23 protein-coding genes are annotated in these 25071 nt (G+C 65.6%); 6 read left to right on the plus strand and 17 right to left on the minus strand.

What is annotated here, in order from left to right:
• Positions 1-125: 125 nt before the first annotated feature.
• From ACFC25_RS02435 to ACFC25_RS02460, 6 genes are all read right to left on the minus strand, one after another.
• Positions 126-2240 carry an Hsp70 family protein gene (locus tag ACFC25_RS02435; protein ID WP_376043824.1) on the minus strand — a complete coding sequence of 705 codons (2115 nt, stop codon included), beginning with the start codon at positions 2238-2240 and terminating at the stop codon, positions 126-128.
• Positions 2241-2396: 156 nt separating this feature from the next.
• Positions 2397-3512: a c-type cytochrome biogenesis protein CcsB gene (gene ccsB, locus ACFC25_RS02440; RefSeq protein ID WP_376043826.1), complete on the minus strand. Its 1116-nt coding sequence runs from the start codon at positions 3510-3512 to the stop codon at positions 2397-2399.
• Positions 3512-5281 carry a cytochrome c biogenesis protein ResB gene (locus ACFC25_RS02445; RefSeq protein WP_376043828.1) on the minus strand — a complete coding sequence of 590 codons (1770 nt, stop codon included), beginning with the start codon at positions 5279-5281 and terminating at the stop codon, positions 3512-3514. Before ACFC25_RS02445 ends, ccsB begins: the two co-directional genes overlap by 1 nt.
• Positions 5281-6036 carry a cytochrome c biogenesis protein CcdA gene (locus ACFC25_RS02450; RefSeq protein WP_337346063.1) on the minus strand — a complete coding sequence of 252 codons (756 nt, stop codon included), beginning with the start codon at positions 6034-6036 and terminating at the stop codon, positions 5281-5283. The genes ACFC25_RS02445 and ACFC25_RS02450 overlap by 1 nt, the downstream gene beginning before the upstream one ends.
• Before the next feature lie 15 nt (positions 6037-6051).
• Entirely contained in the window at positions 6052-6630 is a 579-nt protein-coding gene (locus ACFC25_RS02455; protein ID WP_337346282.1) for a TlpA disulfide reductase family protein, read from the minus strand.
• 80 nt (positions 6631-6710) lie between these two features.
• A complete protein-coding gene (locus ACFC25_RS02460; protein WP_337351601.1) occupies positions 6711-7391 on the minus strand; it encodes a histidine phosphatase family protein in 681 nt (226 codons plus the stop codon).
• A gap of 202 nt (positions 7392-7593) precedes the next feature.
• Here ACFC25_RS02460 and ACFC25_RS02465 point away from each other — a divergent pair, with 202 nt between their 5' ends.
• The 3 genes from ACFC25_RS02465 (at position 7594) to ACFC25_RS02475 (ending at position 10084) form a co-directional block, all read left to right on the plus strand.
• On the plus strand, positions 7594-8142 hold the full coding sequence (locus tag ACFC25_RS02465; RefSeq protein WP_376043831.1) for a YceI family protein: 549 nt from the start codon (positions 7594-7596) through the stop codon (positions 8140-8142).
• A gap of 217 nt (positions 8143-8359) precedes the next feature.
• Entirely contained in the window at positions 8360-9037 is a 678-nt protein-coding gene (locus tag ACFC25_RS02470; RefSeq protein WP_337351599.1) for a hypothetical protein, read from the plus strand.
• A 231-nt stretch (positions 9038-9268) separates the two neighbouring features.
• Positions 9269-10084 carry a hypothetical protein gene (locus ACFC25_RS02475; protein ID WP_376043833.1) on the plus strand — a complete coding sequence of 272 codons (816 nt, stop codon included), beginning with the start codon at positions 9269-9271 and terminating at the stop codon, positions 10082-10084.
• A gap of 86 nt (positions 10085-10170) precedes the next feature.
• On the opposite strand, the gene ACFC25_RS02480 is transcribed toward ACFC25_RS02475, so the two are convergent.
• Complete coding sequence (locus tag ACFC25_RS02480; protein ID WP_376043834.1) at positions 10171-10890, minus strand: redox-sensing transcriptional repressor Rex; 720 nt, start codon at positions 10888-10890, stop codon at positions 10171-10173.
• A gap of 88 nt (positions 10891-10978) precedes the next feature.
• Positions 10979-11233 carry a glutaredoxin family protein gene (locus ACFC25_RS02485; protein ID WP_337346057.1) on the minus strand — a complete coding sequence of 85 codons (255 nt, stop codon included), beginning with the start codon at positions 11231-11233 and terminating at the stop codon, positions 10979-10981.
• An 89-nt stretch (positions 11234-11322) separates the two neighbouring features.
• Between ACFC25_RS02485 and ACFC25_RS02490 the strand changes: the two genes are divergently transcribed.
• Positions 11323-12141 (plus strand): HAD-IB family hydrolase, encoded by an 819-nt coding sequence (locus tag ACFC25_RS02490; RefSeq protein ID WP_337346056.1) that lies wholly within the window; start codon positions 11323-11325, stop codon positions 12139-12141.
• A 121-nt stretch (positions 12142-12262) separates the two neighbouring features.
• Here the strand turns inward: ACFC25_RS02490 and ACFC25_RS02495 are convergent, their stop codons facing one another.
• The 9 genes from ACFC25_RS02495 to ACFC25_RS02535 form a co-directional block, all read right to left on the minus strand.
• On the minus strand, positions 12263-12361 hold the full coding sequence (locus ACFC25_RS02495) for a 30S ribosomal protein bS22 (RefSeq protein WP_003792170.1): 99 nt from the start codon (positions 12359-12361) through the stop codon (positions 12263-12265).
• Positions 12362-12512: 151 nt separating this feature from the next.
• A complete protein-coding gene (locus ACFC25_RS02500; RefSeq protein ID WP_058931377.1) occupies positions 12513-12725 on the minus strand; it encodes a helix-turn-helix domain-containing protein in 213 nt (70 codons plus the stop codon).
• 142 nt (positions 12726-12867) lie between these two features.
• Complete coding sequence (locus tag ACFC25_RS02505; protein ID WP_376043837.1) at positions 12868-14025, minus strand: 3-deoxy-7-phosphoheptulonate synthase; 1158 nt, start codon at positions 14023-14025, stop codon at positions 12868-12870.
• 308 nt (positions 14026-14333) lie between these two features.
• Positions 14334-15353, minus strand: coding sequence for an acetylxylan esterase (locus tag ACFC25_RS02510; RefSeq protein ID WP_376043839.1), 1020 nt, complete (start codon positions 15351-15353; stop codon positions 14334-14336).
• 51 nt (positions 15354-15404) lie between these two features.
• Complete coding sequence (locus ACFC25_RS02515; RefSeq protein ID WP_376043841.1) at positions 15405-17954, minus strand: glycoside hydrolase N-terminal domain-containing protein; 2550 nt, start codon at positions 17952-17954, stop codon at positions 15405-15407.
• A 183-nt stretch (positions 17955-18137) separates the two neighbouring features.
• Positions 18138-19634, minus strand: a complete 1497-nt coding sequence (locus tag ACFC25_RS02520; protein ID WP_376043842.1) for a rhamnulokinase family protein — start codon at positions 19632-19634, stop codon at positions 18138-18140.
• The gene (locus ACFC25_RS02525) at positions 19631-21682 is read right to left on the minus strand and encodes a bifunctional aldolase/short-chain dehydrogenase (RefSeq protein ID WP_376043844.1); all 2052 of its coding nucleotides are present in this window, start codon (positions 21680-21682) and stop codon (positions 19631-19633) included. The genes ACFC25_RS02520 and ACFC25_RS02525 overlap by 4 nt, the downstream gene beginning before the upstream one ends.
• Positions 21683-21684: 2 nt before the next feature.
• The gene (rhaI, locus tag ACFC25_RS02530; RefSeq protein WP_376043846.1) at positions 21685-22851 is read right to left on the minus strand and encodes an L-rhamnose isomerase; all 1167 of its coding nucleotides are present in this window, start codon (positions 22849-22851) and stop codon (positions 21685-21687) included.
• A gap of 78 nt (positions 22852-22929) precedes the next feature.
• Positions 22930-23277 (minus strand): L-rhamnose mutarotase, encoded by a 348-nt coding sequence (locus tag ACFC25_RS02535; RefSeq protein WP_376043848.1) that lies wholly within the window; start codon positions 23275-23277, stop codon positions 22930-22932.
• 151 nt (positions 23278-23428) lie between these two features.
• Here ACFC25_RS02535 and ACFC25_RS02540 point away from each other — a divergent pair, with 151 nt between their 5' ends.
• Together ACFC25_RS02540 and ACFC25_RS02545 are read left to right on the plus strand one after the other, a co-directional pair.
• Entirely contained in the window at positions 23429-24454 is a 1026-nt protein-coding gene (locus tag ACFC25_RS02540; protein WP_337346281.1) for a LacI family DNA-binding transcriptional regulator, read from the plus strand.
• Positions 24455-24545: 91 nt separating this feature from the next.
• Positions 24546-25001 carry an iron chaperone gene (locus tag ACFC25_RS02545; RefSeq protein ID WP_376043850.1) on the plus strand — a complete coding sequence of 152 codons (456 nt, stop codon included), beginning with the start codon at positions 24546-24548 and terminating at the stop codon, positions 24999-25001.
• The last annotated feature ends 70 nt before the right edge of the window (positions 25002-25071 follow it).

A 25071-nucleotide genomic window follows, 5' to 3' on the forward strand; every position in this document is an offset into this window, starting at 1 on the left:
GGCGTACCCGTCCCTTCAGGTCCCGCTCCGTCCGTGCCGTAGGTGTGAGGCGGCGCAACGTTTGTCTCGCTTGCGTGGCCGTGGAGGAGTTCCCTGGCTGACGGCTGATGATGGGCCACCATGCCTCAGACCGCCGGCTCAGTCGGAATCGGATCTTCCGCGGGCGGGTCCGTCGTTGGATCCGGCACCGGCGCAGGCGGATCCGTCGTTGGGTCCGGCACCGGAGCAGGCGGATCCGTCGTTGGATCCGGCACCGGAGCAGGCGGATCCGTCGTTGGATCCGGCACCGGCGCAGGCGGATCCGTCGTTGGATCCGGCACCGGCGCAGGCGGATCCGTCGTTGGATCAGGCGCCGGCGGGTCGGTGGTCGGGTCGGGAACCGGGTCCGTGGTGGGGTCAGGATTCGTGGTCGGCGTTGTCCCGGCGGCCGCTCCGGAGCCGCTGGTTCCCTGCGTTGGATCGGACGTCGTACCGGTTGTTCCACCCGTCACGGAACCTGCGGCCGCGCCTGCCGTTCCACCACTGTCCAGGTTTGGCGTGGATGCGCTGATGGACGGCTTGCTGGTGGGCGATGCCGCTGCCTCGATCCCCTGCGTGCTTGCGGACTTACCACTGGTCTTCTTGGCACTGGCCTCAATACCCCTCATCGGAGCCTGTCCGTCGCCCGTGGCATCCGCTGCACCATCGCCTTGTGCACCGCCGCCAGTGCCGTCAGGCGCTGACGTGCCGGGGTCTGCGGCTGCGGCGCTGGAGTCCTTGGCTGCCTCCTGTGGCGCGAACATCGCCGTCAGGCTTCCCAGTCCCTCGGGGCTTTGCGCAGCAGTGGCGGTCAGGACCGTGAACAGCGCTGCAGCGGCAGCCACGGCAGTGAGCCGCACAGATGGCCGCGGACTATGCGGCCCGGAACTGGCCGCCGGACCATGGACTCCTGTATGAGTGCCTGCATGTCCCCTGGCACCGACGCCGGCAGCAGCGGCGGCGGTGCCAGCCAAGGAGCCAAAAGCGGAGCCGGACTTCCGGGACCAGCTGGCACGGCTGCTGTCACCGTGCGGCTCAACGTTTGTCAGAGCTGTCAACGTCATGGCCGTCGTCGAGGAAGGAACCGTGCCAACGGCGGTGACTGCCTCGTCGGGTGGAACAGCGGCCGCAGCCGCCGCCTGCCGGGCGCGGACTGCTGCCACCGCGGCCCCCAGGCAAATGGAGGACTTGGGATCGGCGTCCACGGCGATGGGCCGGTCGAGCTGTTCCGAAATCAGCTGCGCCACCAGGGGAATACGCGAGGATCCGCCGATCAGCAGCACCGCGGTGAGGTCATCCGCCTCCAGGCCGAGCTCATCGAGGGAACGTTCCAAGGCGTCCACCGTCTGACGGATGGGTTCCTCGATCATGGCCTCCAGCTCGGAGCGGACCAGCCGTACCTGCTGGTGGATGCCGGGCAGGAACACGGAAATGCTGGCCGCGCTGTCGGCCGAGAGCGCTTCCTTGGCTTCCACGCACTCACGGCGGAGCCGGGCCAGTGACGCCAGCGATGCGGGGTCGGCGGGGTCAAGGGCAGCTAAAGCCTCCCCGGTGTGCGCCGCGACGTGGCGCAGGACCGCTGCGTCGAAGTCGGCGCCGCCCAGGCCTTCGATCCCCTCAGGCCGGCCCAGGAACTCAAAGCGGTCGGCGTCGGCCTTCCTGAGGAGGGCCGTGTCAAAGGTGCCACCGCCCAGGTCGTAAACGGCGATGGTACTGCCATCCTCCACCCTGACTTGGGAGGCGTAATGAAGGGCCGCCGCTTCCGGTTCCGTTATCAGCGTGACACCGCGCAGTCCCCGGGCACTGAGGGCTTCCTGGATGATGGCGGTCCGGTGGCCGCCCCAGGCTGCCGGGTGCGACAGGATGATCTGCGACGGAGGCTCGCCCTCGCGTTCCGCGGCCCGGTCAACCACCCAGCCGGCCATGGTGGCGAAGACTTCCTCCGCCGGCAGGGACAGAGCCCCAACGGCGATCGGGACGTCGTCTCCGATCCGGCGTTTGAATTCCCTGACCACCCGGTCGGGGGAATCCAGCCCACGCCGCTCGGCGGCCTCCCCCACCAGGATGGGGCCTTCCTCGGGATAGTAGACCACCGATGGCACCGACGTTCCGCGGAGCCCCAACGGGAGGCTCTCCGGAACAGACGGAGCAATCAGGTCGATACGGGCAATGGCGGCGGCGGTGAAACTGGTCCCGACATCGATGGCGAGAACGTAGCTCATAAGTACCTCGGAAAAAACGCAGCAGGCCGTCCGCGAGCTTCATCACAGACGAGCTTCCACCAAGGTAGCACCACCAATTCAATGGCAAAACCCTTATTGCTACACCGAATTTACTATCGACAGGCCAGCGTGGGAGCGGTTGGAAGAAACCCCTGTTCAGAGGCCTGAGTAGGAATGCAGCCCATTAAAGAATTGGTTCACGATGGTGAAGTTAAAAATCACGCACAGGTAGCCGACGATCGAGAGCCAGGCTGCGCGGGTCCCAGTCCAGCCCCGGGTGGCCCGGGCATGCAAGTAGCCGGCGTAGACCACCCAGATCACGAACGTCCATACTTCCTTGGTGTCCCAGCCCCAGAACCGGCCCCAGGCCTTCTCCGCCCAGATGGCCCCGAACATCAGCGTGAACGTCCAGCCGATGAAGGCGATGGCGTTGATCCGGTAGGAGAGGTTTTCCAGGCTCAGGGCCGAAGGCACCAGCCGCATGAAGCCCAGCTTGTCCGCGCCACCGGCAGCTACGGTCTTCTGCCGGTGCGCCTGCACCAATTGGAGGGCTGACATGGCGAACGTGAGGGTAAAAAGGGCCGAGGACAGCACTGCGATGGAGACGTGGATGATCAGCCAGTAGCTCTGCAGCGCAGGAACCAGGTGGCCCACGGGGGTGAAGTAAGCCACGGTGGCGGCCGTCAGCATGATGACGGCGAGGCCCACCACGAAGGTGCCCAGGAACCGCAGGTCGCGGCGGATCAGCACCAGCAGGAACACAGCCACGGCCACAAACGCACCGGTGGTCAGGAACTCGTACATATTGCCCCACGGCACGCGTCCCGCGCCCAGGGCACGGGTGATGACTGCGGCGCCGTGGATCAGCACTCCCAGGATGGTCAGGGCGACGGCGACCCGCGCCGGGGCGCGCCGTTCCGCGGCGTAGCGCATGTCGGCGTCGGCGGTCTGTCCCGCGCCGGAGGCACCCGCTGCCTGCCGGGCGGAGGCCGACGTCGGCCGCTCAGCCCTGCCAGCCGGCCCGGCGAGGTGCGACTCGGTCCTGTCAGCGCCCCTGTCAGCCCCGGCGCCGGCAGTGGCTACTCCTGCACCAACAGGGACCTTCGGTGCCTGCTCCGCCTGGGCCGCCTTGAGGTCAACGGCGCGCAGCGCCTTGCTGCTCTTCGCCAGGTCCCAGGCGAAGGCGATGAAGGCAACCGTGTACGTGCCTGCAGCGAGCAGCATGAACAGCTCGCTGTACTGGCCCATGGTTTCGTTGATGGCGAAGGGCATTACTGGTCCTTTTTCGGCCCGACGGGGCCAGCTGGGGAGGTGAGCGAATCTGCGCCATTATGGTCCTGGCGGCTGAGAGTTTGCTGGGTGCGGGCGGAGTCAGCCGTGGCGTCCTCCGTAGCCCCAGCGGATTGCGGAAGCTTCCACTCCTCGGCGAGGAGTTTCCGGATGGCCGCGGCTTCAGCGGCCAGCCGGTGGTCTTCGCCGCGGGCCAGGAGGCCATACTCCACCATGGTCCGGCCGTCCTCGTGGGTCCCCGTGCGGATCCAGACCCGGCGGCGGTTGACATAGAGGGAAATGATGAGGCCTGCCACGGCAAGCAGCGCGAAGATGAGGGCGTAGAGCTGGCCGGGATTGTGGTGGATGTCCACGCCCACGTAGCGCTTCACGCCGTCGAAACTGATGCTTCCCTTGCCGTCCGGCAGGGTGTAGCTCATGCCCGGCGCCAGGGTGATGCCGCCGGCGTCCAGGTTGCGGGCGTTCAGCGGCGTCAGGTCCTTGACGTCCAGTTCGAAAACGTTTTGCGGCGCGCCGTCGTCCAGGCCCAGGTCCCCGTAGAACGAGTTCAGGGTCAGCTGCGGGTTAATCAGTTCAGGGTCCCCGCTGAACGAGACGCCTTCCTCGGTTTTGAACGCCGTGGGCAGGAAGAAGCCGGCGAAGCCAAGCTGGTCCGGTTTGGCGTCAGGAACCTTGATCACGACCGACGAGTAGTAGTTCTCACCCTGCAGCCTGCCCACTACTGGCCCTTGGAAGGCCACGTTGCCAGCACCGTCACGCACCGTGACCAACGGCGCGTAGCCGTTGCCTGTCAGGTAGATACTGGTACCGCCCAGGGTCACAGGGTCGTTGACTTTCAGGACCTCCTGCTTGGCCGGCGCATCCGGTGTTTCCTTGGTGGTGACGTCCGCCGTGAAATCGATGGGCTGGCCGAACTTGCCCCTGGATTCGCGGTCGAACGTGACGGCGAACTTGTCCAGTTGGATGGAGTACGGCTGCAGTTGGCTGGACTGGAAGTTGGTGCCGGGGGTGAATTGGTCGTAACCAACAAGGGTGTTCACGAACGTGTCACCCTCCACCAGGATGCGCTGGCCGCTGTAGCCGAACAGGCCGCCGACGGCCACGGACACCAGGACGCCTATCAGCGAGGTGTGGAACACCAGGTTCCCCACTTCTTTCAGGAAGCCGCGCTCGGCCCCCAAAGACGGCCGCGCGCCGTCGTCGTCCCTCACCTCAACCCGGTAGCCGCGGTTCCTCAGCAGCCCGGCGGCGCTGCGGATGGCGTCCGACGCCGGGAGGCCGGCGTCGGCGGGAACCACCAGGGTGCCGTACTCGGGCAGGCGGGAGAGACGTTTGGGGGTCCGCGGCGGCTGGGAGCGCATGGCTTTGTAATGGGCGATGGCGCGTGGGACGACACAGCCGATCAGCGAGATGAACAGCAGGATGTAGATGGCTGAGAACCAGGCCGAGGAGTAGACATCGTAAAGCTGCAGGGTGTCCAGCAGCTTGCCGTAATCCGGGTTGTCCTTGATGTACTGCGTCACAATGGACGGGTTGGCGGGACGCTGCGGGAACAGCGAACCGGGCACCGCTGCCACCGCGAGCAGCAGGAGCAGGAACAGCGCCGTCTTCATGCTGGTCAGCTGCGTCCACGCCCAGCGCAGCATCCCCACGGGCCCGAGGACAGGCAGGGCTGCCTCGGCCTTGGCGGCGGCCACGGGGGCCGGGGACTGGGCCGGAGACAACTTGTTTGCTTTCACGCGCTCGCTCATCAGATCGGCAACTTCACATCGGTTTGGAACCAGTACTGGAGTTCGGTGACCCAGGTGCCCCAGACACCGCTGGCCATCAGCAGCCCCAGGACAATCAGGATTCCGCCGCCAGTGCGCTGGATGGCCAGCCGGTGCTTGCGGAAGAAGGACATCACGCCCATGCCGCGGCGAACCGCCAGGGCAATCAACAGGAACGGGATGCCCAGGCCCAGGCTGTACACAAAGGCCAGGAGGGCACCCTTGGCGGCGGAAGAACCGCCCGACAGACTCAGGAGCTGGACGGCGGAGTAGGTGGGCCCGATGCACGGGGCCCAACCCAGCCCGAACGTGATCCCCAGCAAGGGCGCACCCCACAGGCCGGCCGGCGGCTTGGCATGGATTTTCGCATCACGCTGCAGCCAACCGAAACCGCCCATGAACACCACGCCCATGATGATCACCAGGACGCCCAGGAGCTGGGTGATCCACGCGTTTTGCGAGCCCGTGATCAGCGTGCCCAGCTGGCCAAAGGCACCGCCCAAAAGCACAAAAATCAGGGAGAACCCGAGAACGAAGAGCCCGATGCCCGCCAGCATCCGGCCGCGCTTCTGCTTTTGCAGGTCCACGCCGCTCAGTCCGGTGACGTAGCCCAGGTACCCCGGCACCAGGGGCAGGACGCAGGGCGAGAGGAAGGAGACCAGGCCGGCCAGCAGCGCCACGGGGATGGCAAGCAGGAGCGAGCCGTTCAGGATGGCTTCGGCGAAGGGGCTGTTCACGGTCCGGAGCCGCCGCTACTCTGCCACAGCAGCGGTAATGAGGGCTTTGAGGGTGCCCTTCTGGATTTCGCCCAGCACGCGCGAGGCCACCCGGCCCTGCTTGTCGAGGACCAGAGTGGTGGGGACTGCGCCGGGCGGGACCAGCCCGGAGACGGCCAGGAGAACGCCGCCGTTCTTGTCGTCGAAGCTGGGGTAGGTCAGGTTGAATGTTTTGTCGAAGGCCTCGGCGGTGGCTTTTTCATCACGGAGGTTGACGCCGAGGAACTGCACGCCCTGCTCCTTGAACTCCTGGTGCAGCTCCTCCAGGATGGGTGCCTCCACGCGGCAGGGTGCGCAGGCTGCAAACCAGAAGTTCAGGACCGTCACCTTGCCCTGGAAGTCGGCGGGGGTTACCGCGGTGCCTGTGAAGAGCGTGCCGTTGATGGCGACGGCGGCCTTGCGGTCGGCTGCGGCGAACTCGGTGACCGAACCGTCCCCGGCAACATAGTTCTTGTTGTCGCCTGCTTTGGCCTGCTTGGCCAAGGCATCCTCCTGCGCGCACGCCGACAGGCCCAGGGTCAGGGCGGTCAGGGCCGCGCCACCCGCGGCAAGCACAGCGCGGCGGGACGTTGCCAGGCCGGAGGCGGTCTGGCCGGAGGTGGCGCGGGTGTCCTGGGAACGGAAGGGTGCCACGGTCAGGCCCCCGGGGTGCTGGCGGCACCGGGAAGAAGTGCGGCAGCGGGCTCACTGTACACAACGCGCAGGAGGGAGCCGTCGTCGTCGAACACCAGGGAGGTGATGGACGTCAGCGTGCACTCGCGCTTGCGCGGATCATGCCACAGGGGACGTCCCTCGGCGCTGAGGCGGGTGGCCCAGATGGGCAGCTGGTGGCTGACCATGATGGCCTCGGGCCCATCGGATCCGTAGTCGTCACCGGCCAGCTCAATGGCGCGGAGCCTGGCATCCTGGACCGCAGCCCGGACACGGGCCGCCTGCGCCTTGTAGGGCTCTCCCCAGGACGGCCTGAGCGGGTTGACCAAATGCGGCCAGTGCTTGGGCTTGCGGAGCTCGGCCTTGGTGACCTTCATGCCCTCGAAGTAGTTCTCGGCCTCAATGATGCGCTCGTCCGTGTGGATTTCAAGGTGCAGTGCTTCGGCCGTGGGCACTGCTGTCTCCTGGGCCCTGGTCAGCGGAGACGCCGCGAGATAGACAATCCGTGCGCCAAGGGCCGCACGCTCGCTGAAGTGCGCGGCGAGCGTCTGTGCCATTTCCCGTCCCAGCTCTGAGAGGTGGAATTCGGGCAGCCTGCCGTACAGAACGCCGTCGGGATTATGGACCTCGCCGTGGCGGAGCAGATGGACAGTGGCTTGGGGCATGTTTACCAGTTTCTCAAAGATGGCGTGCTATCCGAAATCTTCTACATCCAGTAGAACTGAAGATTCTCAAAAAATGTTCCGGAAGTGGGAACAAAAGATGCAAATGCATGTTTATACTGGATGCAGCAGTTAGTTGAGACTTCAACAAATGAAGCGTCAACCATTCCCAGTACTACCCGACACACTCCCAAGGAGAAACACCATGTCACTTCCCGCAGACGTCACCACCGGCACCTGGACCCTGGACAACTCACACAGCGAAATCGGCTTCACTGTCCGGCACGCAGGAATCAGCAAGGTCCGCGGCCAGTTCAAGGATGCCGCAGCAACCTTGGACCTGGCTGAGAACGTGGCGGACTCCAAGATCAGCGCCACCATCAAGACGGCCAGCTTCGACTCCGGCGATGTGAACCGCGACGGCCACGTCCGCGGCGAGGACTTCTTCGACGTGGAGAACTTCCCGGAAATCTCCTTCGTTTCCAACGGCCTGGTGGCCAAGGGCAACACCTACGAGCTGACCGGCGACCTGACCATCAAGGGCGTCACCCGCCCGGTGGCCCTGGAAACCGAGTTCAACGGCGTGGCCGTGGACCCGTTCGGTAACACCCGCGCCGGCGTCTCCGCCGAGACCACCATCAGCCGCAAGGACTTCGGCCTGACCTGGAACGCCGTGCTGGAAGCCGGCGGCGTGCTGGTCAGCGACAAGGTTGCCATCAACCTGGAGCTCGCGTTCATCGCGCCCGCTGCCTAATTTTGCCTGCTGCCGCCCGGCCGCCGGATCCACTGAGTGGTCCAGCTGCCGGGCGGTGGCGTTTAAACCGGCATACCGGAGTGCCGCGGCTGTGAGGGATGCCCTGTGTCCGGCGTTCGTGCCCGTAGGTCTATCCTGTGGAAAACCCCTGCCGTTCCCTGCGATTTCGCCGCAAATCTCCTAGATAACAGGGAACCTGCGGTCTACAGTGAGAGCCATGACCAACCCTAGTGAAGTACCGCAGCCTGAGCAGCCGGGCGCCCAGCCGCCTGCCAGCAACGTTCCTCCCGCCGGTTACCAGCCGCCGCAGGGTTACCAGCCACCACCACAGGGATACCAGGCCCCGGGCCAGGCCTACCAGCAGCCCGCTCAACCCGGCCAGCCCCACAGCCAGCCGGGCCAGCAGGGTGGCTTCCACTTCGAGATGCCGACTGACGGCCCCCGAAACTTCAACGATGTGCTGCCCACGGGCGGGTTCTCCGGCATGTTCAACGTCACAGGGCTGCCCACCGAACTCAAGGTGTCCTACTGGATCTGGCTCATCGGCGGCATTTTGGGCGTGTTGGGCGGCCTCCTGGGACTCTTCGGGGCGCTGGCACTGTTCACGGTTGCCCCCGCGGCGGCCATGTTGGTCCTCCTCCTGGTCCTGGTGGCACTGGCCATCGGTGTCGCCCAAATTATCCTCGCGCTGAAGATGAAGGAAGGCCGGGAGTGGGCCCGGCTGGCCCTCACCATCGTGGCCGGTGTCTCGCTGGTCCTCGCCATCATTGGCGGCAGCGTGGGCGATGGGATCGGCAACAACTGGCTCGGCTTCCTGATCAGCGCCGGGGCAACCGTTCTGATGTGGCTGCCCAACTCGCAGGCATGGTTCACCGCAGTCAAGGGCCGCGCCTGACCTGCCGGTTGAGTTGTTTACCGAAGGCCGCAGCCGGCGTACCCGCCAGGCTGCGGCTTTCCCAGCGCTTCGCGCTCTCACCGACTAAGGCGGAATGAAGCCGGAATACCTCTCCGGAATGACCCGCTACGGAGCCGCCCGGGGGTACGGTGGAAGTAAGCCTTGCTGGGGGTAGGGCCAGTGCACCGATCCCGGCAGCCGATCCGCACTTCGACCTGCAAAGGACCGCTCATGAGTACTCCCCCAGTCCAGCCTCCCAACGAGCCCGAATCCGGCGGCCAGCCCCCCACTCCGCGCTACGGCGAGAACGCACCGCAGTTTGGCCAGCCCACGCCCCCTGCCCCGCAGTACGGGCAAAACGCGCCGCAGTACGGACAGAACGCTCCGCAGTACGGCCAAAACACCCCACAGTATGGCGAAACTGGCACACCGGCACCCCAGTACGGCCAGAACCCGCCGGCGTATGGTCAGAACCCGCCGCAGGCCCCGGCCTACGGCCAGCAGCCATTTGGCCAGCAGTACGGACAGTCTCCCTACGCACAGTACCCGTCCGAACAGCCGGCGGCTACGAGCAGCAACGGAGTCCCCCAGCTGGTCAACATTTCCTTCTGGCTCCTGATCGCCTCGGGCGTTATTTACGTCATTAGCATGCTGATCGGCGTTGGCCAGCTGGATGACCCGCTGATGCGAAGCACCTTCGAAGATGCCATGCAAAGTGGCGGCGCCGGCGGCGAGATCCCCTACGAGGACATCAAGGGCGTTATTGCCGGCACACTGGTGGTCTTCGCCATCATCGGAGCAGCGCTCTACGCATTGGTGGCTATCTTCATCCGCAAGGGCAAGAACTGGGCCCGGATCCTCGGAACCGTATTCGCGGCACTGTCCATCTTTGGGCTCTTCCAGGTGCCGAACATCGGAACACTGGGAACGCTGATGGGCATCGCAGCCATCGTCCTGCTGTACCTGCCGGCAGCGGCTCCGTACTTCCGCAAGCAGCAGCCGTTCGCCAACCCCTACGGCCAGCCGGGAAACCCCTACGGCCGCTAGCCTTACGGTCAACCGGAAGACATGCCGGCGCTGACCAACAATAGAAACCACACCCAGCGGGCGTGGATCCCGGAGCCGCAGGATTGCTAGGCGGTCTGGCCCGGGGTCTGCGCCCGCTGCGCGTGGTAGGCCAGGATCTGGAGTTCGGTGGCCATGTCCACCTTGCGGAGGTTTACGGTGTCGGGCACCTGGAGCATCACGGGCGCAAAGCTCAGGATGCTATGGACGCCGGCGGCGACGACGCGGTCACACACGTCCTGCGCCACTGCGGCGGGCAAAGCCAGAACCACCATGTTGGCGCCCGTCCGCTGCAGCACGGTTTCGAGGTCTGCAACGTCGCTGACCCGCAGCCAGCCCACCTCATTGCCCACCACCATCTGGTCGGCATCAAAGATGGCTACGACGTCGAAGCCCCGGGACTCAAAGCCGCCGTACCTGGCGAGCGCCTTGCCCAGGTTACCGGCGCCGACGATAGCCACTTTCCAGTCGTGGGTCAGCCCGAGGGCTGCAGCGATGTGGCGGCTGAGGTACTGGACTTCGTAGCCGACGCCCCGCGTGCCATAGGAGCCCACATGCGAGAGGTCCTTGCGCAACGTGGCGGAACTTACGCCGGACAATTCCGCCAGCGACTCCGAGGATACGCGCTCCACGCCTTCGGCCAGCAAGGTATTAAGCGCCCGAAGGTACAGGGTCAGCCTGGCCACGGCCGCCGGCGGAATCTGCTTGGCAGCGGTTTTGTCGTCCTGTACGCCCGGCGCAACCGACTCGCCTTGGACAGACTGGGGAGATGAATCCAGTGAAGTCACTATCCCCTCCCTTGCGTCGCGTTGTGACTCCACTCTAGAGCCCTGCGCTTGCTGCCAACAAAGCCTGAACCATGGCCCGGAACCAGCCCTACTCCGCCATGGCGCGCCGCAGGACGCGCTCCAGCCGGGCTTCGTCGATCTTCCAGAAATCACGCTGGATGCCGTCCACCAGCACTACGGGGATTTCCTCGGCATAGCGGTCACGCAACTCGGGCAGTTGGTCCACGGGCTGTTCCGCCCACTCAAGCCCCAAGGAGGCTGTTACCCGCCCGACGGCGTCGCGCGCGTCCGCGCACAGGTGACAGTCGGCTTTGGTGATCAGGACAACCTGCGGTTTTGGCATGGTTTAACCGTATCCCCCTTTAGTGGCGGACAGCGCGGCGCACGGCCACGCGGCAGGAGGGGCCGCACGCATTGACTAGACTCGGGGACATGCCCGAGGAGAAGTACGTCGCAGTTCTCACACAGCCGGCTGCGGTACCGCAGACCGGCGAGGCGGCGTTCTTCGACGTCGATAACACCCTCATGAAGGGCGCCAGCCTTTTTCACGTGGCACGCAAGATGCACCAGCGCGGAGCGTTCACCTTGGTCCAGGCCGCCGGATTCGCGTGGAAGCAGTTCAAGTTTGTGACGCGCGGCGAGAACATGGATGACGTCCATGCGGTCCGCGACTCCGCCCTCAACCTCGCCGCTGGAATCACTGTTGAGGACGTGAAGGCTCTCGGCGAAGAAGTCTATGACGAGATGATCGCCTCCAGGATCTGGCCGGGAGCGAAAGCCCTGGCCCAACAGCACCTGCGGGTTGGCCGGCGGGTTTGGCTGGTCACGGCCACCCCCATCGAGGTGGCAACGGTCATCGCCACGCGACTCGGGCTGACCGGTGCGCTGGGCACCGTCGGTGAGGTGGCGGACGGGATGTACACCGGACGCCTTGTGGGCGACATCCTGCACGGCTCTGCGAAGGCTGTGGCCGTCCAGGGCATTGCTGACGCCGAGGGACTGGACCTCAGGCGCTGCTGGGCCTACAGCGACTCCTACAATGACATACCGCTGCTGACCCTCGTGGGACACCCCGTCGCCATCAACCCGGACGCCAGGCTCCGCCGCCATGCCCGGGACAATAACTGGCCGGTGTATGACTTCCGCTCCGGCCGCCGCGCCGCCACCCTGGGCCTCAAAGCCGCCACAGCCGGGGGCGTCGTGTACGGCCTCTGGCGCGGCTTCTCCCGCATCCGCGGCCCCCGCATCTAGGTAGCAGCAGATGTCGTTATGGGCCCTCAAAACGACATCTGCTGCTACCTAGTTGGGTGGGGCAAAACAAAATGCCCGCTGCCGGGAAGGCAACGGGCATTTCACGCAGTTCGAAGTATCTCTACTTCTTATTGCGGCGCTGGTGGCGCGTCTTGCGAAGCAACTTGCGGTGCTTCTTCTTGGCCATACGCTTGCGACGCTTCTTAATAACTGAACCCACGAAAGTTCCTCACAAACTAGATGCAGTACCTGTCTGATGGAAAGGTCCGTGGACAGAGCTACAGACTGAAACAACCGACAGATTCTTACAATGACGTAAAACGTTCCTTAACAGGGTACCGCTTATCCGGGGCACCCACTGACAGGGCCGCTCAGGCGGTCTCGGAGTGGCCGTCCACAACGGCGCCTTTAAGATACTGTTCAACGGCGCTTTCCGGGACCCGGTAGGAACGGCCGAAGCGCACTGCGGGCATTTCACCTGAGTGGACCAGCCGGTACACGGTCATTTTGGAGACGCGCATGACCTCGGCCACTTCGGCCACGGTCAGGAACTTCGCGTTTGAGAAGTTCTGTTCTGCGGACATTTCCCTTATTCCTTTGCTGACGGATGGACAACAGTGACCCCAGGTTTATGCCATTGCGGTGTGCCGATGCTGAGCCATCCACCAACCATGTGCTAGATACTCTAGAGGTTCATGGGGCTATTGTGAAAGTCACTGGGGGTAATCATTTCCCCGTACGGCGCTTGCGTGCCGACGAGGCGAGCTGGTCCAGCACCGACACGGAGACGTCCCATTCCATGCAGGCGTCCGTGACACTCTGGCCGTACACCAGTTCCGAGCGTCCGGCGGCGTGTTCGTTGACGTCAAGGTTCTGCGCACCGCCCACGAGGAAGCTCTCCAGCATAACGCCGGCGATGGCGTCGGCAGAGGGTCCGCCATCCTCCAGCTGCGCACCGATCTCCAGTGCAACTTCGGCCTGGCGGTGGTGGCTCTTGCCGCTGTTGGCGTGGCTGGCATCCACGATCAGTCGTGGGTTCAGCCCCTTGCCGGCCAGCTTGTCGGAAGCGCTTTCGACGTCGGCCGCCGAGTAGTTGGGCCCCTTGCGACCGCCGCGGAGGATGACGTGGGTGTCCGGGTTCCCGGCGGTGGCCACCAGTGCTGCCCGGCCGTCGCCGTCGATGCCCAGGAAAGCCTGCGCCGCCGCGGCAGCTCCGCAGGCGTCGATGGCAACCTGCAGATCGCCGTCGGTCCCGTTCTTGAAGCCGATCGGCATGGAAAGGCCCGAGGCCAGCTGGCGGTGGATCTGGCTTTCCGTGGTGCGTGCCCCGATCGCGCCCCAGGAGATCAGGTCCGCCATGTACTGCGGACTGATGGGTTCCAGGAACTCCGTGGCCGTGGGGAGTCCAAGGGCGGTGACCTGCTGCAGGAACTGGCGAGCCGTCCGGAGCCCGGTCACCATGTCATGGCTGCCGTCCAGGCGCGGATCGTTGATGAGGCCCTTCCAGCCCACGGTGGTCCGGGGCTTCTCGAAGTAGGTCCGCATAACGATCAGCAGGTCTTCCTTGTGCTTCTCGGCCTGGCTGACCAGCCGGCGGGCGTACTCCAGGCCGGCCTTGGGGTCGTGGATGGAGCAAGGGCCCACGATCACCAGGAGGCGGTCGTCCACGCCGTCCATGATGGCCCGGACTTCATCGCGTCCGCGTTCGACGACGTCAGTCACCCGGGCGTCCAGTGGCAGCTCGGCGATGAGCTCCTGGGGCGTGGGCAGGGCCGTGAACTCGCTGACGCGCAAATTGGACGTGGATTTTGCGGCCGGCGTGCCTGCCTGTGCGGCGGCGCGTAGTGAGGGCTCTGTGGATGTGGCGGCTGTTGCGGTGCTCATGGTGGGTCCTGTTCCGGGAAAGGAAGGCGGACCCAGATCAGAGCCCGCCGGGAAATGGCGAAGGGCAGAGAATCATCTCTGCCCTGCTGGCTCTGAAGGAAAGTTGGATGCGTGTCAGTTAGACGCGGGCCCCTCCAGAGCCAACGAAAAATACGCATACCAACGGTTAGTCATAGCCAAGACCATAACCGCACCCGGTGGCCGCCGCAAAATCGTGCCGTAATACAGGGCTCCCAAGCTTGTTCGCAGATCCGAACCGTGAGGGTCAGGATCCGCGAACAAGCTCAGTATTTACCGCTTACACCGGCTCAACCCGCGAGCTTCCGCAGGAACTGCAGCTGCTTAATCCAGTGGTACTCCTGACCGCCTTCGTGGTTGTTGAACCGGTAAACCTCGATGTCCTTGGCCGCCCCGGTGCCCGAGGAGTCAGCCGTGCCCGAGCCGTAGGCGTTGAAGCTGGCAAACACTGTCGAGGGCGGGCAGATGTCATCCATCTGCGCGGCCGAGTAGAGTGCCGGGGCGGTGGCTGAACGGGCCAGGTTGACGCCGTCGAAGTAGTTCAGCACGGCGAGCATGTGCTCGTACCGGTCCCGGTGCCTGCCCAGGAAAGCAGCGATCTCCGGGTAGGGCCCACGGGGCGTGATGTCGATGGCGCGCGGGAAGTCCTGCAGGAACGGGACGTCGGGCAACGCGGCGATGACGCCGTCGAGCCGTCCTGCCACGAGCCCGGCGACGGCCACCACAATGCCACCGCCCTGGCTGACGCCGGCCAGGACCACCCTCGTGGAGTCCACCTCCGGATGGGACTGGGCAGCTTCCACGGCCCGGAAGGCATCAACGTAAACGCGGCGGTAGTAGTAGTCCTCGCGGCTGCCCGCTCCCCTGGTCATCAGGCCGGCGTGCGCCACCTCGCCCGCGGAGGGGTGCGGATCCGCCGTCTCCCCCAGCGTCCCGCCGTAGCCCTGGCCCCGGGTGTCCATGATGAAGTGCGCGTATCCGGCCTGCGCCCACTTGGTGTCCTGGTTGACCAGGCCGCGGCCGCCCGAGTAACCGATGTACTGCACGACGACGGGAAGCTCGCTTCCGGCCGGACGGTTCGCCGGGAGATGCAGCCAGCCTTTGATGGGAGCGCCAGCGTATCCGGCGAAGGTCACATCGAAGGTGTCGATGACCGTCAGGTAGTTCTCTACTGGCTCGAAGGCTGCGTTGAGCGGGAAGGTCCTGGCCTCATCGATGGTGGCGTCCCAGAACTCCTGGAAATCGGACGGCGGCGTGACCTCGGAGGTGTAGCCGCGGAGCTGGGCAAGGGGGAGGTCGAAAAGGGGCATGCTGAAGGTCCTGTCAGATCTGGTTTGGCTGGAACTTTTGGGAATCGTATGTCATGCGGGCTCTCCCGCGGGGATAAAGGACGCCACGTTCAGAATCGTTGCCTGATGCGGCTCCAGATGAAGCTCGCGGGCAGTCCCACGATGGCGGACCAGGACGTCTCTTGCCGTCGGGGAGGTCAATGCTGCGCCGGTCAGTTGGCCGTCGTGCCATTCCAGGTCCACCTCCACACCCGGGCGTGCGCGGAGGCGGTGCGCGGCGCCGTCGGGCAGTTCCCGGGGCAGCGCCGGCAGCAGCTCGATTTCCGGCATACCGTTCGAGGTGCGGTGGCTCTGGACGAGGCATTCTGCCAAGCCGCCCACAAAGCCGAGGTTGCCGTCGATCTGGAAGGGTGGGTGCGCCCCGAACAGGTTGGGGTACAGTCCGCCGCTTTGGCCGCCGCGGTCCGTTGCCATGTCCCGGAAGTACAGCCTGAGGAGGTCACTGACTTTGTCCGGCTGGCGGAGGCGGGCCCGGAGCAGGATTTTCCAGGTAAGCGACCAACCGGTGGATTCGTCGCCGCGGCCGTCCAGGCTGGTACCCACAGCGGCTTCGAGGGCGGGCGTCAGGGGCGTGTCCCCGGGGTAGGCCAGGTACAGGTGACTGACGTGGCGGTGTTCCGGCTCCCACTCTTCCGGGTCGGCCAGCCACTCGCGGAGCCTGCCGCCACGGCCGGGTACAGGCTCCGGAAGGCGCGACAGGGCAGCTTTGGCCTCGGCCAGTACCGGGTCCGCTTCAACTCCCAGGTCCTCGGCGAGGGAGCCCAGCATGAGGAACACGTCACGGATCAGCGTCAGGTCCATGGTGGACGATTCCGCGGCCGCCGCCCGAGCATTGCTACCGTCCGGGCCCGGTGCCGTGAAACTGTTTTCCGGCGAAGTGGAGGGGCTGGTGCCCAAGGTACCGTCCGGGAACTCCAGCAGCAGATCCAGCGCGAATTCGGCTGCGCCCCGGATGGCGGGCCAGGCAGTGTCCCGGGCGAAGCTTTCTCCGGCAGCGGTGTCGGCTTTTGCGGAGTCGAGCCTTGTGCTGTCGGGTGCGCCAAAACGCAGGTGCTCCCACAGGTGTCGGACCAGCCACAGCCCGGCCATCGGCCAGAACGACCATTCCGGCGAGTGCGAGCCATGGCCCACGGGCTTGCTGTAACCCCAGATATCCGAATTGTGGTGCACCGCCCAGCCGCGGGCGCCGTAGTACTCCCTGGCGGTGGCCGCGCCGGTCTCCTGCAGCGCCTCGATGAGTGCGAACAGGGGCCCGGCGCACGGAGCGAGACCTGTGGGTTCGGCTCCCCAGTAATTCATCTGCAGGTTGATGTTGGTGGTGAAATTGGAGCTCCACGGGGCCTGCAGCTGGTGGTTCCAGATGCCCTGCAGGTTGGCCGGCGTCCCGCGCCAGGCCGTTCCGCCGCGTGCTCCCGCCGCCCCGGTCCGCGAACTGGAAATCAGCAGGTAGCGCCCGTAGTTGAAGAGCAGCGCCGCCAGCCCGGGGTCCGCGGCGAGGGGCCCTTCAGGGTGGGTGTTGGCTGCGGCCAGGCGTTGGGCGGTGTTGACGCCCGCCCAAGCCGGTCCATTGATGGTGACGCTGCAGGCATCGTAGAGCTCCGCGTGGGTGTTTTCGTGGTGGGCAAGCAGCGCCTCCGGCCCCGCAGCCATGGCAGTGGCGAGGGTTTTGTGGGCAGCGTGCGCCGCCTCTGCCGCTGTACCCTCGGGCTGCCGGCCCAGCCCGCGGAATGTAGTCTCCGTGGTGACATACAGGACGGCGCGGCGTGCCCCCATGGCGGCCAGGCCGCCGTCGTCCGTTGCTGCTTCGGTGCCGTTATGCTCCCAAGCCGCCACTACCGTGCCCTGGAGGCTCAGGGAATCGTCGTCGGAATACTCCACGGCGCCGCCGTCGTGCGAGGGTGGGACATCGCTGGGAAGCTTCAGTTCAAGGCCTGTCGACGACGGCCCCGCCGTGGGTGCCCCGGTCCGCCGGAGGATGCGAAGCTGTGAGTCCAGGCGCAGGGTCAGGTCCAGGCCCTGCGGTGCCTCTGTTTCCACCATAATCACCAGCACGGACGGGTCGTGGGAGGCAAAGGCCTCCACGCTGACGTTGCGGCCATCCACTTCGTAGCGGGTGGAATTGACGGCGCGGGCCAGGTCAAGGGATCGGCTGTAGCCGGCATGGTCCGCTGCAGCCGGGCTGCCCTGATCGCCGGAGAGGGCAATGGTGAGGAAAAGGTCCGCGAACGGCAAGTAGGACTGCGCATGGCGGTGCTGCAGTTCTTTCAGTGTTTCGTGGGCAGAGGTGAAATCGCCCTCCTGGATCAGCCGCCGGGTTTCGGCAAGGATACGGTCGGCCCGTTCGCGGCTGAAGTGTGGTTGGAGGTCCTGGCTGTGCGGTGATCCGGACCAGGCGGACCCGTCGTTCAGCTGGAAGAGATGCTCCCGCGCCCCGCCGGCTGCCCCTTCCGCAAGCGCCCTGCCGCCGAACACCATTGCTCCGAGCCGCCCGTTTCCCAGTGGCAGGGCTTCGAGCCAGTTCGCAGCCGGGGAATCGTAGGCGAGGGTATGTTCTGTACGCACGGGATTAGATCCTAGGGGAATAAATCACACGAAAATAGGGGTTTGGGCAAGCGATTTCCCGCCGCCGCTCCCGCGTCCTGCGGGAACGCGCAAACGGGCACCACGCCCTGCGCGCGAACGTACACTTGACGCCCCGGCCCGGAAGGCCCAAGTGTACGTTCGCGTCAGTGTCGCGGACCGGTCCTAAAGCCTCGAGAGCTCCGGGCTGAACGTCTGCAGCGCATGCGAACCACCCACCAAACTGCGCAGTTCCCTCAGCCCACCAGTGACCTGCCCGGCTGCCCTGGCCTGGACCAGGACGTTGCCGAGGGCGGTGGCTTCGACGGGTCCGGCGATCACGGGCTTGCCCGTGGCGTCGGCCGTGAGCTGGCAGAGCAGCCGGTTCTGGGAGCCGCCGCCCACCACGTGGACCACGTCCACGGTGCGGTCGGCGAGGCGCTCGGCGTCTCGGATGGTGCGTGCGTAGCCGATGGCGAGGCTGTCCATGATGCAGCGGGTGATGGCCGCGGGGTCGTCGGGGAGGATGTCCCCGATGCGGCGGACCGCTGCGCGGATGCGTTCGGGCATGTTGTCCGGGGCGATGAAGTAGGAGTCGTCCGGATTGATCTGCGGCCCGCCCGGGGGCAATGCCGCCGCGGCCGTGAGCAGCGCCGGGAGGTCCGGGGTGAATCCTTCTGCGGCCCAGGTCCGCTGGCACTCGCTGAGCAGCCAGAGCCCGCCCATGTTCCGAAGGTAGCGGATGGTGCCGTCCACGCCGCGTTCGTTGGTGAAGTTCGCTTCCCGGCTGGCCTCAGTGAGGACCGGGTGCTTCAGTTCCAGCCCCACCAGCGACCAGGTGCCGGAGGAGATGTAGGCGAAGTTCTCCTCTTGGGCGGGCACGGCGGCGACGGCGGAGGCGGTGTCGTGCGAGCCGACGGCCACCACCTTGGTGCCGGCCGGCAGGCCGATCTGTGAGGCGATCCCGGGCAGCAGTGTGCCGACGGTTTCGCCCGGCTGGACCAGCGGCGGAAACAGCTTCCGGGGCAGGCCCAGGGCGGTGAGGAACTCCGTGGCCCACTCCCCCGCGACGGCGTCGAACAGGCCGGTGGTGGAGGCGTTGGTCGCCTCAGTGCGGCGCTGACCTGTGAGGAAGTAGGCGATCAGGTCCGGGATGAGCAGCGCCTGCACCCCGGACAGGTCCGGCTCGGCGGCCAACTGGTAGAGGGTGTTGAACTGCAGGAACTGCAGTCCCGTGGTCCCGTAGAGGCGCGCCGGGTCCAGTTTCCGGTGCACGGGTGCGACGGCGGCCCGGCTGCGGTCATCGCGGTAACTGTACGGCTGGGCGATGAGTTCCCCAGCCTTGTTGACCAGGCCGTAGTCCACCGCCCAGGTGTCGATCCCGATGCTCGTGATCGTTTCGTCCTGCACGGCTGCCACGGTGGCGGCCGCCGAGAGGCCCGCCAGTACCTCAGCGAACAGGGCGTCGAAATCCCAGCGGAGGCCGCCGTCCATCTCCACCACACCGTTGGGGAACCGATGTACCACTTCCAGCTCAACGCTCCGCGCGCTCCCGGGATGACCGGCGTCGTCCTTGATCCGGCCCAGGATGACCCGGCCGGAGGAGGCGCCAATATCGACGGCGGCGAAGACACTGCCGGCGGAAGTACCGCCGCCGTCGACATCGCCAAACGATGTGCTCATCGGAGGAAGGCTGCTGCCACTCCGGCGTCCACGGGGATGTGGAGTCCGGTGGTGTGGGACAGCTCGGCGCTGGTCAGGACCGCGGCGGCGTTGGCCACGTGCTCGGGCAGGACTTCGCGCTTGAGCAGGGTGCGCTGGGCGTAGTACTTGCCCAGTTCCTGCTCGTCCACGCCGTAGACCGCGGCGCGTTTGGCGCCCCAGCCGCCGGCGAAGATGCCTGAGCCGCGGACCACGCCGTCGGGGTTGATGCCGTTGACGCGGATGCCGTACTCGCCCAGTTCGGCCGCGAGGAGCCGGACCTGGTGGGCCTGGTCTGCCTTGGTAGCGGAGTAGGCGATGTTGTTCGGGCCTGCGAACACGGAGTTCTTGGAGGAGATGTAGATGACGTCCCCGCCCATGTCCTGGGCGATCATGACCCTGGCCGCGGCCTTGGCCACCAGGAAGGAGCCCTTGGCCATGACGTTGTGCTGCAGGTCCCAGTCTTTCTCGGTGGTTTCCAGCAGCGGCTTGGAGATGGACAGGCCGGCGTTGTTGACCACCAGGTCCAGTCCGCCGAAGGCCAGCACGGCGGCGTCGATCGCTGCGATGACCTGGGCCTCGTCCGTGACGTCGGCCTGGACGCCGATGGCGACGTCGGAGCCGCCGAGCTCCTCGGCGACGGCCTGGGCGTTCTCCAGGTTCAGGTCAGCGATGACCACGCAGGCGCCTTCCGCGGCGAGGCGGGTGGCGATGGCCTTGCCGATGCCCGATGCCGCACCCGTGACCAGTGCGATGCGGGTGGCGTGGGACTTGGGCTTGGGCAGGCGTGCCAGCTTGGCTTCCTCCAGCGACCAGTACTCGATCCGGAACTTCTCTGATTCCTCGATCGGGGCGTACGTGGAGATCGCTTCGGCACCGCGCATGACGTTGATGGCGTTGATGTAGAACTCGCCGGCAACCCGGGCGGTCTGCTTGTTCGCACCGTACGAGAACATGCCCACGCCAGGGACCAGCACGATGGCCGGGTCCGCGCCGCGCAACGCCGGGCTCTCCGGGGTGGCGTGGCGGTCGTAGTAGGCCTGGTAGTCCTCGCGGTAGGCGGTGTGGAGCTCCTGCAGCCGGGCGATCGAATCCTCGACCGAGGCGTCCGCGGGGAGGTCCAGGATCAGCGGCTTGACCTTGGTGCGCAGGAAGTGGTCCGGGCAGGACGTACCCAGCGCACCCAGGCGTGGGTGCTCTTCCGCGGCCAGGAAGTCAAGGACGACGGCGTCATCGCTGAAGTGCCCCAGCTGCGGCTTGTCCGTGGACGCCAGGCCGCGGATCACCGGTGCCAGCGCGGCGGCCTTGGCTTTCCGTTCGGCTTCGGGCAGCGCGCCGTAGCCCGGGAGTTTGGGCCCGAAGGGTTCAGCCTTGCCATTGTCCTTGATGTACTTCTCGGCCTGTTCGATGATCCACAGCGAATTCTGCTCGGCTTCTTCACTCGTGGCGCCCCAGGCGGTGATGCCGTGGCCGCCCAGGATGGTGCCGATGGCCTGCGGGTTGGCGTCCTTGATCGCGGCGATGTCCAGGCCCAGCTGGAACCCGGGACGGCGCCACGGAACCCACACCACCTTGTTGCCGAAGATCTTCGTGGTCAGGGCCTCGCCGTCCACCGCGGTGGCAATGGCGATCCCGGAATCCGGGTGCAGGTGGTCCACGTGCGCGGCGTCCACCAGGCCATGCATGGCGGTATCGATCGACGGGGCGGCGCCGCCCTTGCCGTGCAGGCAGTAATCAAAAGCGGCCACCATCTCATCTTCACGTTCAACGCCCGGGTACACATTCTTCAGGGCGTTCAGCCGGTCCAGGCGCAGCACCGCAAGGTTCCCTGCCTTCAGCGTGCCGAGGTCCCCGCCGGATCCCTTGACCCAGAGCAGCTGGACGTCCTCGCCCGTGACCGGGTCCTTCTCCGCGCCCTTGGCCGAGGTGTTGCCGCCGGCGAAGTTGGTGTTCCGCTTATCCGCGCCCAGGCGGTTGGAACGCGAAATCAGGTCTTCAACAGTCTTGTTGCTGGTGTTTTGCATGTTCATGCCTAAGCGCCCCATCCGGCTTGCTGGCCGCCGACGCGGTCCTCGTTGATCTGTTTCTGGTAACCGCTGGCCTTGAACGCGGCCATCGGGTCCGCGGGCAGGCCGCGGGATTCACGCCATTCGGCCAGGATGGGCCGGACGTCGGTGTAGAAGGCGTCGTTGAACACGGCGTTGGCAGCCAGGACATCCCCGGTGCGCTGGGCCTCGCCCAGGGCTGCAGTGTCCACAAGCAGGGCCCGGGCAGTCATTTCCTGGACGTTCAGGACCGAGCGGATCTGGCCCGGGATCTTCTCTTCCAGGTTGTGGCACTGGTCCAGCATCAGCGCGACGCCGGAGTCTTTGCCGAAGCCGCCGCCGCGGATGACCTCGTACATGATGCGGAACAGCTGGAACGGATCCGCCGCCCCCACGATCAGGTCATCATCGGCATAAAAGCGGGAGTTGAAGTCAAAGGAACCCAGCTTGCCCAGGCGCAGCAACTGCATCACGATGAACTCGATGTTCGTGCCCGGCGCGTGGTGCCCGGTGTCCAGGCAAACGAAAGCCTTCTCGCCCAGGGCAAGGGTCTGCGCGTAGGACGTGCCCCAGTCCGGAACATCGGTGTGGTAAAAAGCGGGTTCGAAGAACTTGTACTCCAGCACCAGGCGCTGTTCATCGCCCAAGGCCGAGTAGATCTCCTGCAGCGACTCGGCCAAACGGTCCTGGCGGCCGCGGAGGTCGTCCTGGCCCGGGTAGTTCGTGCCGTCCGCCAGCCAGATCTTCAGGTCCTTGGACCCCGTGGCGTGCATGATCTCTATGCAGTCCAGGTGGTGCGCGATCGCGCGGCGGCGGACGGTCTCGTTGGAGGAGGTCAGGGAGCCGAATTTGTACTCGTCATCCTGGAACGTGTTGGAGTTGATCGTGCCCAGACCCACGCCCAGGACCTCCGCGTACTCCTTCAGGGCGGCGTAGTCATCCACCTTGTCCCACGGAATGTGCAGAGCCACAGTAGGGGCCAGGCCAGTGAGCTCATGCACCTTCGCGGCGTCAGCGATCTTCTCCTGCACCGTCCGCGGCGTGCCCGGCGTACCGAACACCTTGAAACGCGTGCCTGAATTTCCATAAGCCCACGAAGGGACCTCAATGGCAAGCTCCCCGAGCCTGCCCAGCGCCGTTGCTACGTCATTCATGATGGGTTCTTTCCGGTTTTATGTGTTGCTGTGGTCTGGATGGTGTTGCAGCGGCCCCGCTGCTGGGGCCGGTGAGGTTCAGCGGGCGGCGGACTCCGCTGCCGCCAGCTGGTCGTCAAGGTTGAAGACTTCTTCGAGGACCTGGAACCCTTCGTCGGGTGCCTGGTCCGTGTTATTGAACAGACTGGCCATCTCGGCCTGCCAGCGGGTGTTGACCTCGGTCAGCGCCATCCGAGCCCGGACGGCGTCGAAGTCGTCGCACTCCACGTAGCCCACAAGAAGCCCGTCCTCGCCCAGGAACAGCGAGTAGTTGTTCCAGCCGGCGTCCTTCAGGGCACGGAGCATCTCAGGCCACACGGCAGCGTGCCGCCGCCGGTACTCGTCGATCAGTCCCGGCTGGACCGAGGAGCGGAAACACACCCTCATCTGCGACTCTCCTGAACTTTCCGTTGTTTGAATCGTTTCATTGTTACGATTCAAAGTACTCTTGAAGGCAAGTAGGTGTCAAGCAATTTCCAGACCGCAATCGGGGACCACGGGAAAAGTGCTGCACACGGCATACAAGCCATGGAGAATGATGAATCGCTCAGCCAGCATCAAGGACGTCGCAAACCACGCCAGCGTTGCCGTGGGCACGGTCTCAAATGTCCTGAACTATCCGGACAGGGTTTCCCAGCGAACCAAGGAGCGTGTGCTCCGTGCCATCGACGAGCTGGGCTTCGTCCGCAATGACGCCGCCCGCCAGTTGCGTGCCGGCCAGAGCCGCACCATCGGACTGATCGTCCTCGATGTTGGCAACCCCTTCTTCACGTCCGTGGTGCGCGCCGCCGAAGACGCCGCGGCGCTCCTTGGCAGTGCCGTGCTGCTCGGCGACAGTGGCCACAACGCCAGCCGCGAATCCAACTACATCGACCTCTTCCAGGAACAGCGCGTCCAGGGCCTCCTCATCTCCCCCGTCGGCGACGTTACCGACCGGCTGGACCTGCTCCGTGAACGCGGTGTGCCCACCGTCCTGGTGGACCGCCTGGCCGACGAGAGCAAGTACAGTTCAGTCTCCGTGGACGACGACGCCGGCGGTTACCTGGCTGCGCGGCACCTGTTGGACACCGGCCGCCGTCGGCTCGCCTTTGTGGGAGGCCCCACCTCCATCCGCCAGGTAGCCGACCGCCTGCAAGGCGCCCAGCGGGCGGTCAAGGAGGAACCCGATGCCACCCTTGAGGTCCTTGATTCCGACGGGCAGACGGTGTTGGCCGGCCGGAGCGTTGGCAACATGCTCGTGGAGCGCGGAGACCTGCCGGATGGCATCTTCTGCGCCAACGACCTGCTCGCCCTGGGCGTGATGCAGTCGCTGACCATGACGCACACGCTGAGGATTCCCGAGGACATCGCCCTGATCGGCTACGACGACATCGACTTTGCCGTCTCAGCCGTGGTGCCGCTTTCCTCTATCCGCCAGCCCACCGAGGCGCTGGGACGAACCGCCATTGAACTACTGGCCGAAGAAGTGGAATCCGAGAATCCCAGGCACCGCGCCGTGGTGTTTACTCCGGAACTGGTGGTCCGTCAAAGCACCGGACCGGCGGAGCGGTCCACCGCCGGCTGAGGAGCGAGCACTTCGAGCAGTTCTGGAGAAGCCACTGCGGCGTACGGACACTAGCGTGGGTCCCACCAGACCATGACGGAAGGAACCCGAAGTGACGGAAAAACCAGCCACCACCAAGTCCTACGAAGGCTTCGATGCGGAAGAACGCGCGGCAATGAAGGAACGCGCCCAAGAGCTCAAGACCGAGTCGCGAAAGGGTGCGCGCAGCGCCAAGGCAGACGGAGAGGGCGAAGTTCTCGCGAAGATCGCCGAAATGTCGGAACCGGATCGGGCCATCGCGGAGCGCCTCCACGCCATCATCAAGGAACACGCACCGGAACTCGCGCCGAAAACCTGGTACGGGATGCCTGCTTACGCCAAGGACGGCAAGGTGGTCTGCTTCTTCCAGCCCGCCGACAAATTCAAGGCCCGCTACGCAACGCTGGGATTTAGCGACCCCGCGAACCTGGACGATGGCAACATGTGGCCCACTTCCTACGCACTGACCGAACTCACCGCCGCCGATGAAGCGATGATCGTCAGACTCATGAAGAAGGCGATCAGCTAGAAACGTAGGGGCGGTCCTTCGCGCGGCGTGCATGGGCTGCTTCAGTTCTCTCTTGCCAGTTCGTCCCAAC

This window comes from Pseudarthrobacter sp. NPDC055928, assembly GCF_042270935.1.
Taxonomy (GTDB): Bacteria; Actinomycetota; Actinomycetes; order Actinomycetales; family Micrococcaceae; genus Arthrobacter.

Coding starts and splice junctions, on each gene's coding strand:
- ACFC25_RS02435 (WP_376043824.1), bottom strand. CDS start 2,240: ATGAGCTACGTTCTCGCCATCGATGTCGGGACCAGTTTCACCGCCGCC.
- ccsB (WP_376043826.1), bottom strand. CDS start 3,512: ATGCCCTTCGCCATCAACGAAACCATGGGCCAGTACAGCGAGCTGTTC.
- ACFC25_RS02445 (WP_376043828.1), bottom strand. CDS start 5,281: ATGAGCGAGCGCGTGAAAGCAAACAAGTTGTCTCCGGCCCAGTCCCCG.
- ACFC25_RS02460 (WP_337351601.1), bottom strand. CDS start 7,391: ATGCCCCAAGCCACTGTCCATCTGCTCCGCCACGGCGAGGTCCATAAT.
- ACFC25_RS02465 (WP_376043831.1), top strand. CDS start 7,594: ATGTCACTTCCCGCAGACGTCACCACCGGCACCTGGACCCTGGACAAC.
- ACFC25_RS02470 (WP_337351599.1), top strand. CDS start 8,360: ATGACCAACCCTAGTGAAGTACCGCAGCCTGAGCAGCCGGGCGCCCAG.
- ACFC25_RS02475 (WP_376043833.1), top strand. CDS start 9,269: ATGAGTACTCCCCCAGTCCAGCCTCCCAACGAGCCCGAATCCGGCGGC.
- ACFC25_RS02485 (WP_337346057.1), bottom strand. CDS start 11,233: ATGCCAAAACCGCAGGTTGTCCTGATCACCAAAGCCGACTGTCACCTG.
- ACFC25_RS02490 (WP_337346056.1), top strand. CDS start 11,323: ATGCCCGAGGAGAAGTACGTCGCAGTTCTCACACAGCCGGCTGCGGTA.
- ACFC25_RS02500 (WP_058931377.1), bottom strand. CDS start 12,725: ATGTCCGCAGAACAGAACTTCTCAAACGCGAAGTTCCTGACCGTGGCC.
- ACFC25_RS02505 (WP_376043837.1), bottom strand. CDS start 14,025: ATGAGCACCGCAACAGCCGCCACATCCACAGAGCCCTCACTACGCGCC.
- ACFC25_RS02510 (WP_376043839.1), bottom strand. CDS start 15,353: ATGCCCCTTTTCGACCTCCCCCTTGCCCAGCTCCGCGGCTACACCTCC.
- ACFC25_RS02520 (WP_376043842.1), bottom strand. CDS start 19,634: ATGAGCACATCGTTTGGCGATGTCGACGGCGGCGGTACTTCCGCCGGC.
- ACFC25_RS02525 (WP_376043844.1), bottom strand. CDS start 21,682: ATGAACATGCAAAACACCAGCAACAAGACTGTTGAAGACCTGATTTCG.
- rhaI (WP_376043846.1), bottom strand. CDS start 22,851: ATGAATGACGTAGCAACGGCGCTGGGCAGGCTCGGGGAGCTTGCCATT.
- ACFC25_RS02535 (WP_376043848.1), bottom strand. CDS start 23,277: ATGAGGGTGTGTTTCCGCTCCTCGGTCCAGCCGGGACTGATCGACGAG.
- ACFC25_RS02540 (WP_337346281.1), top strand. CDS start 23,429: ATGAATCGCTCAGCCAGCATCAAGGACGTCGCAAACCACGCCAGCGTT.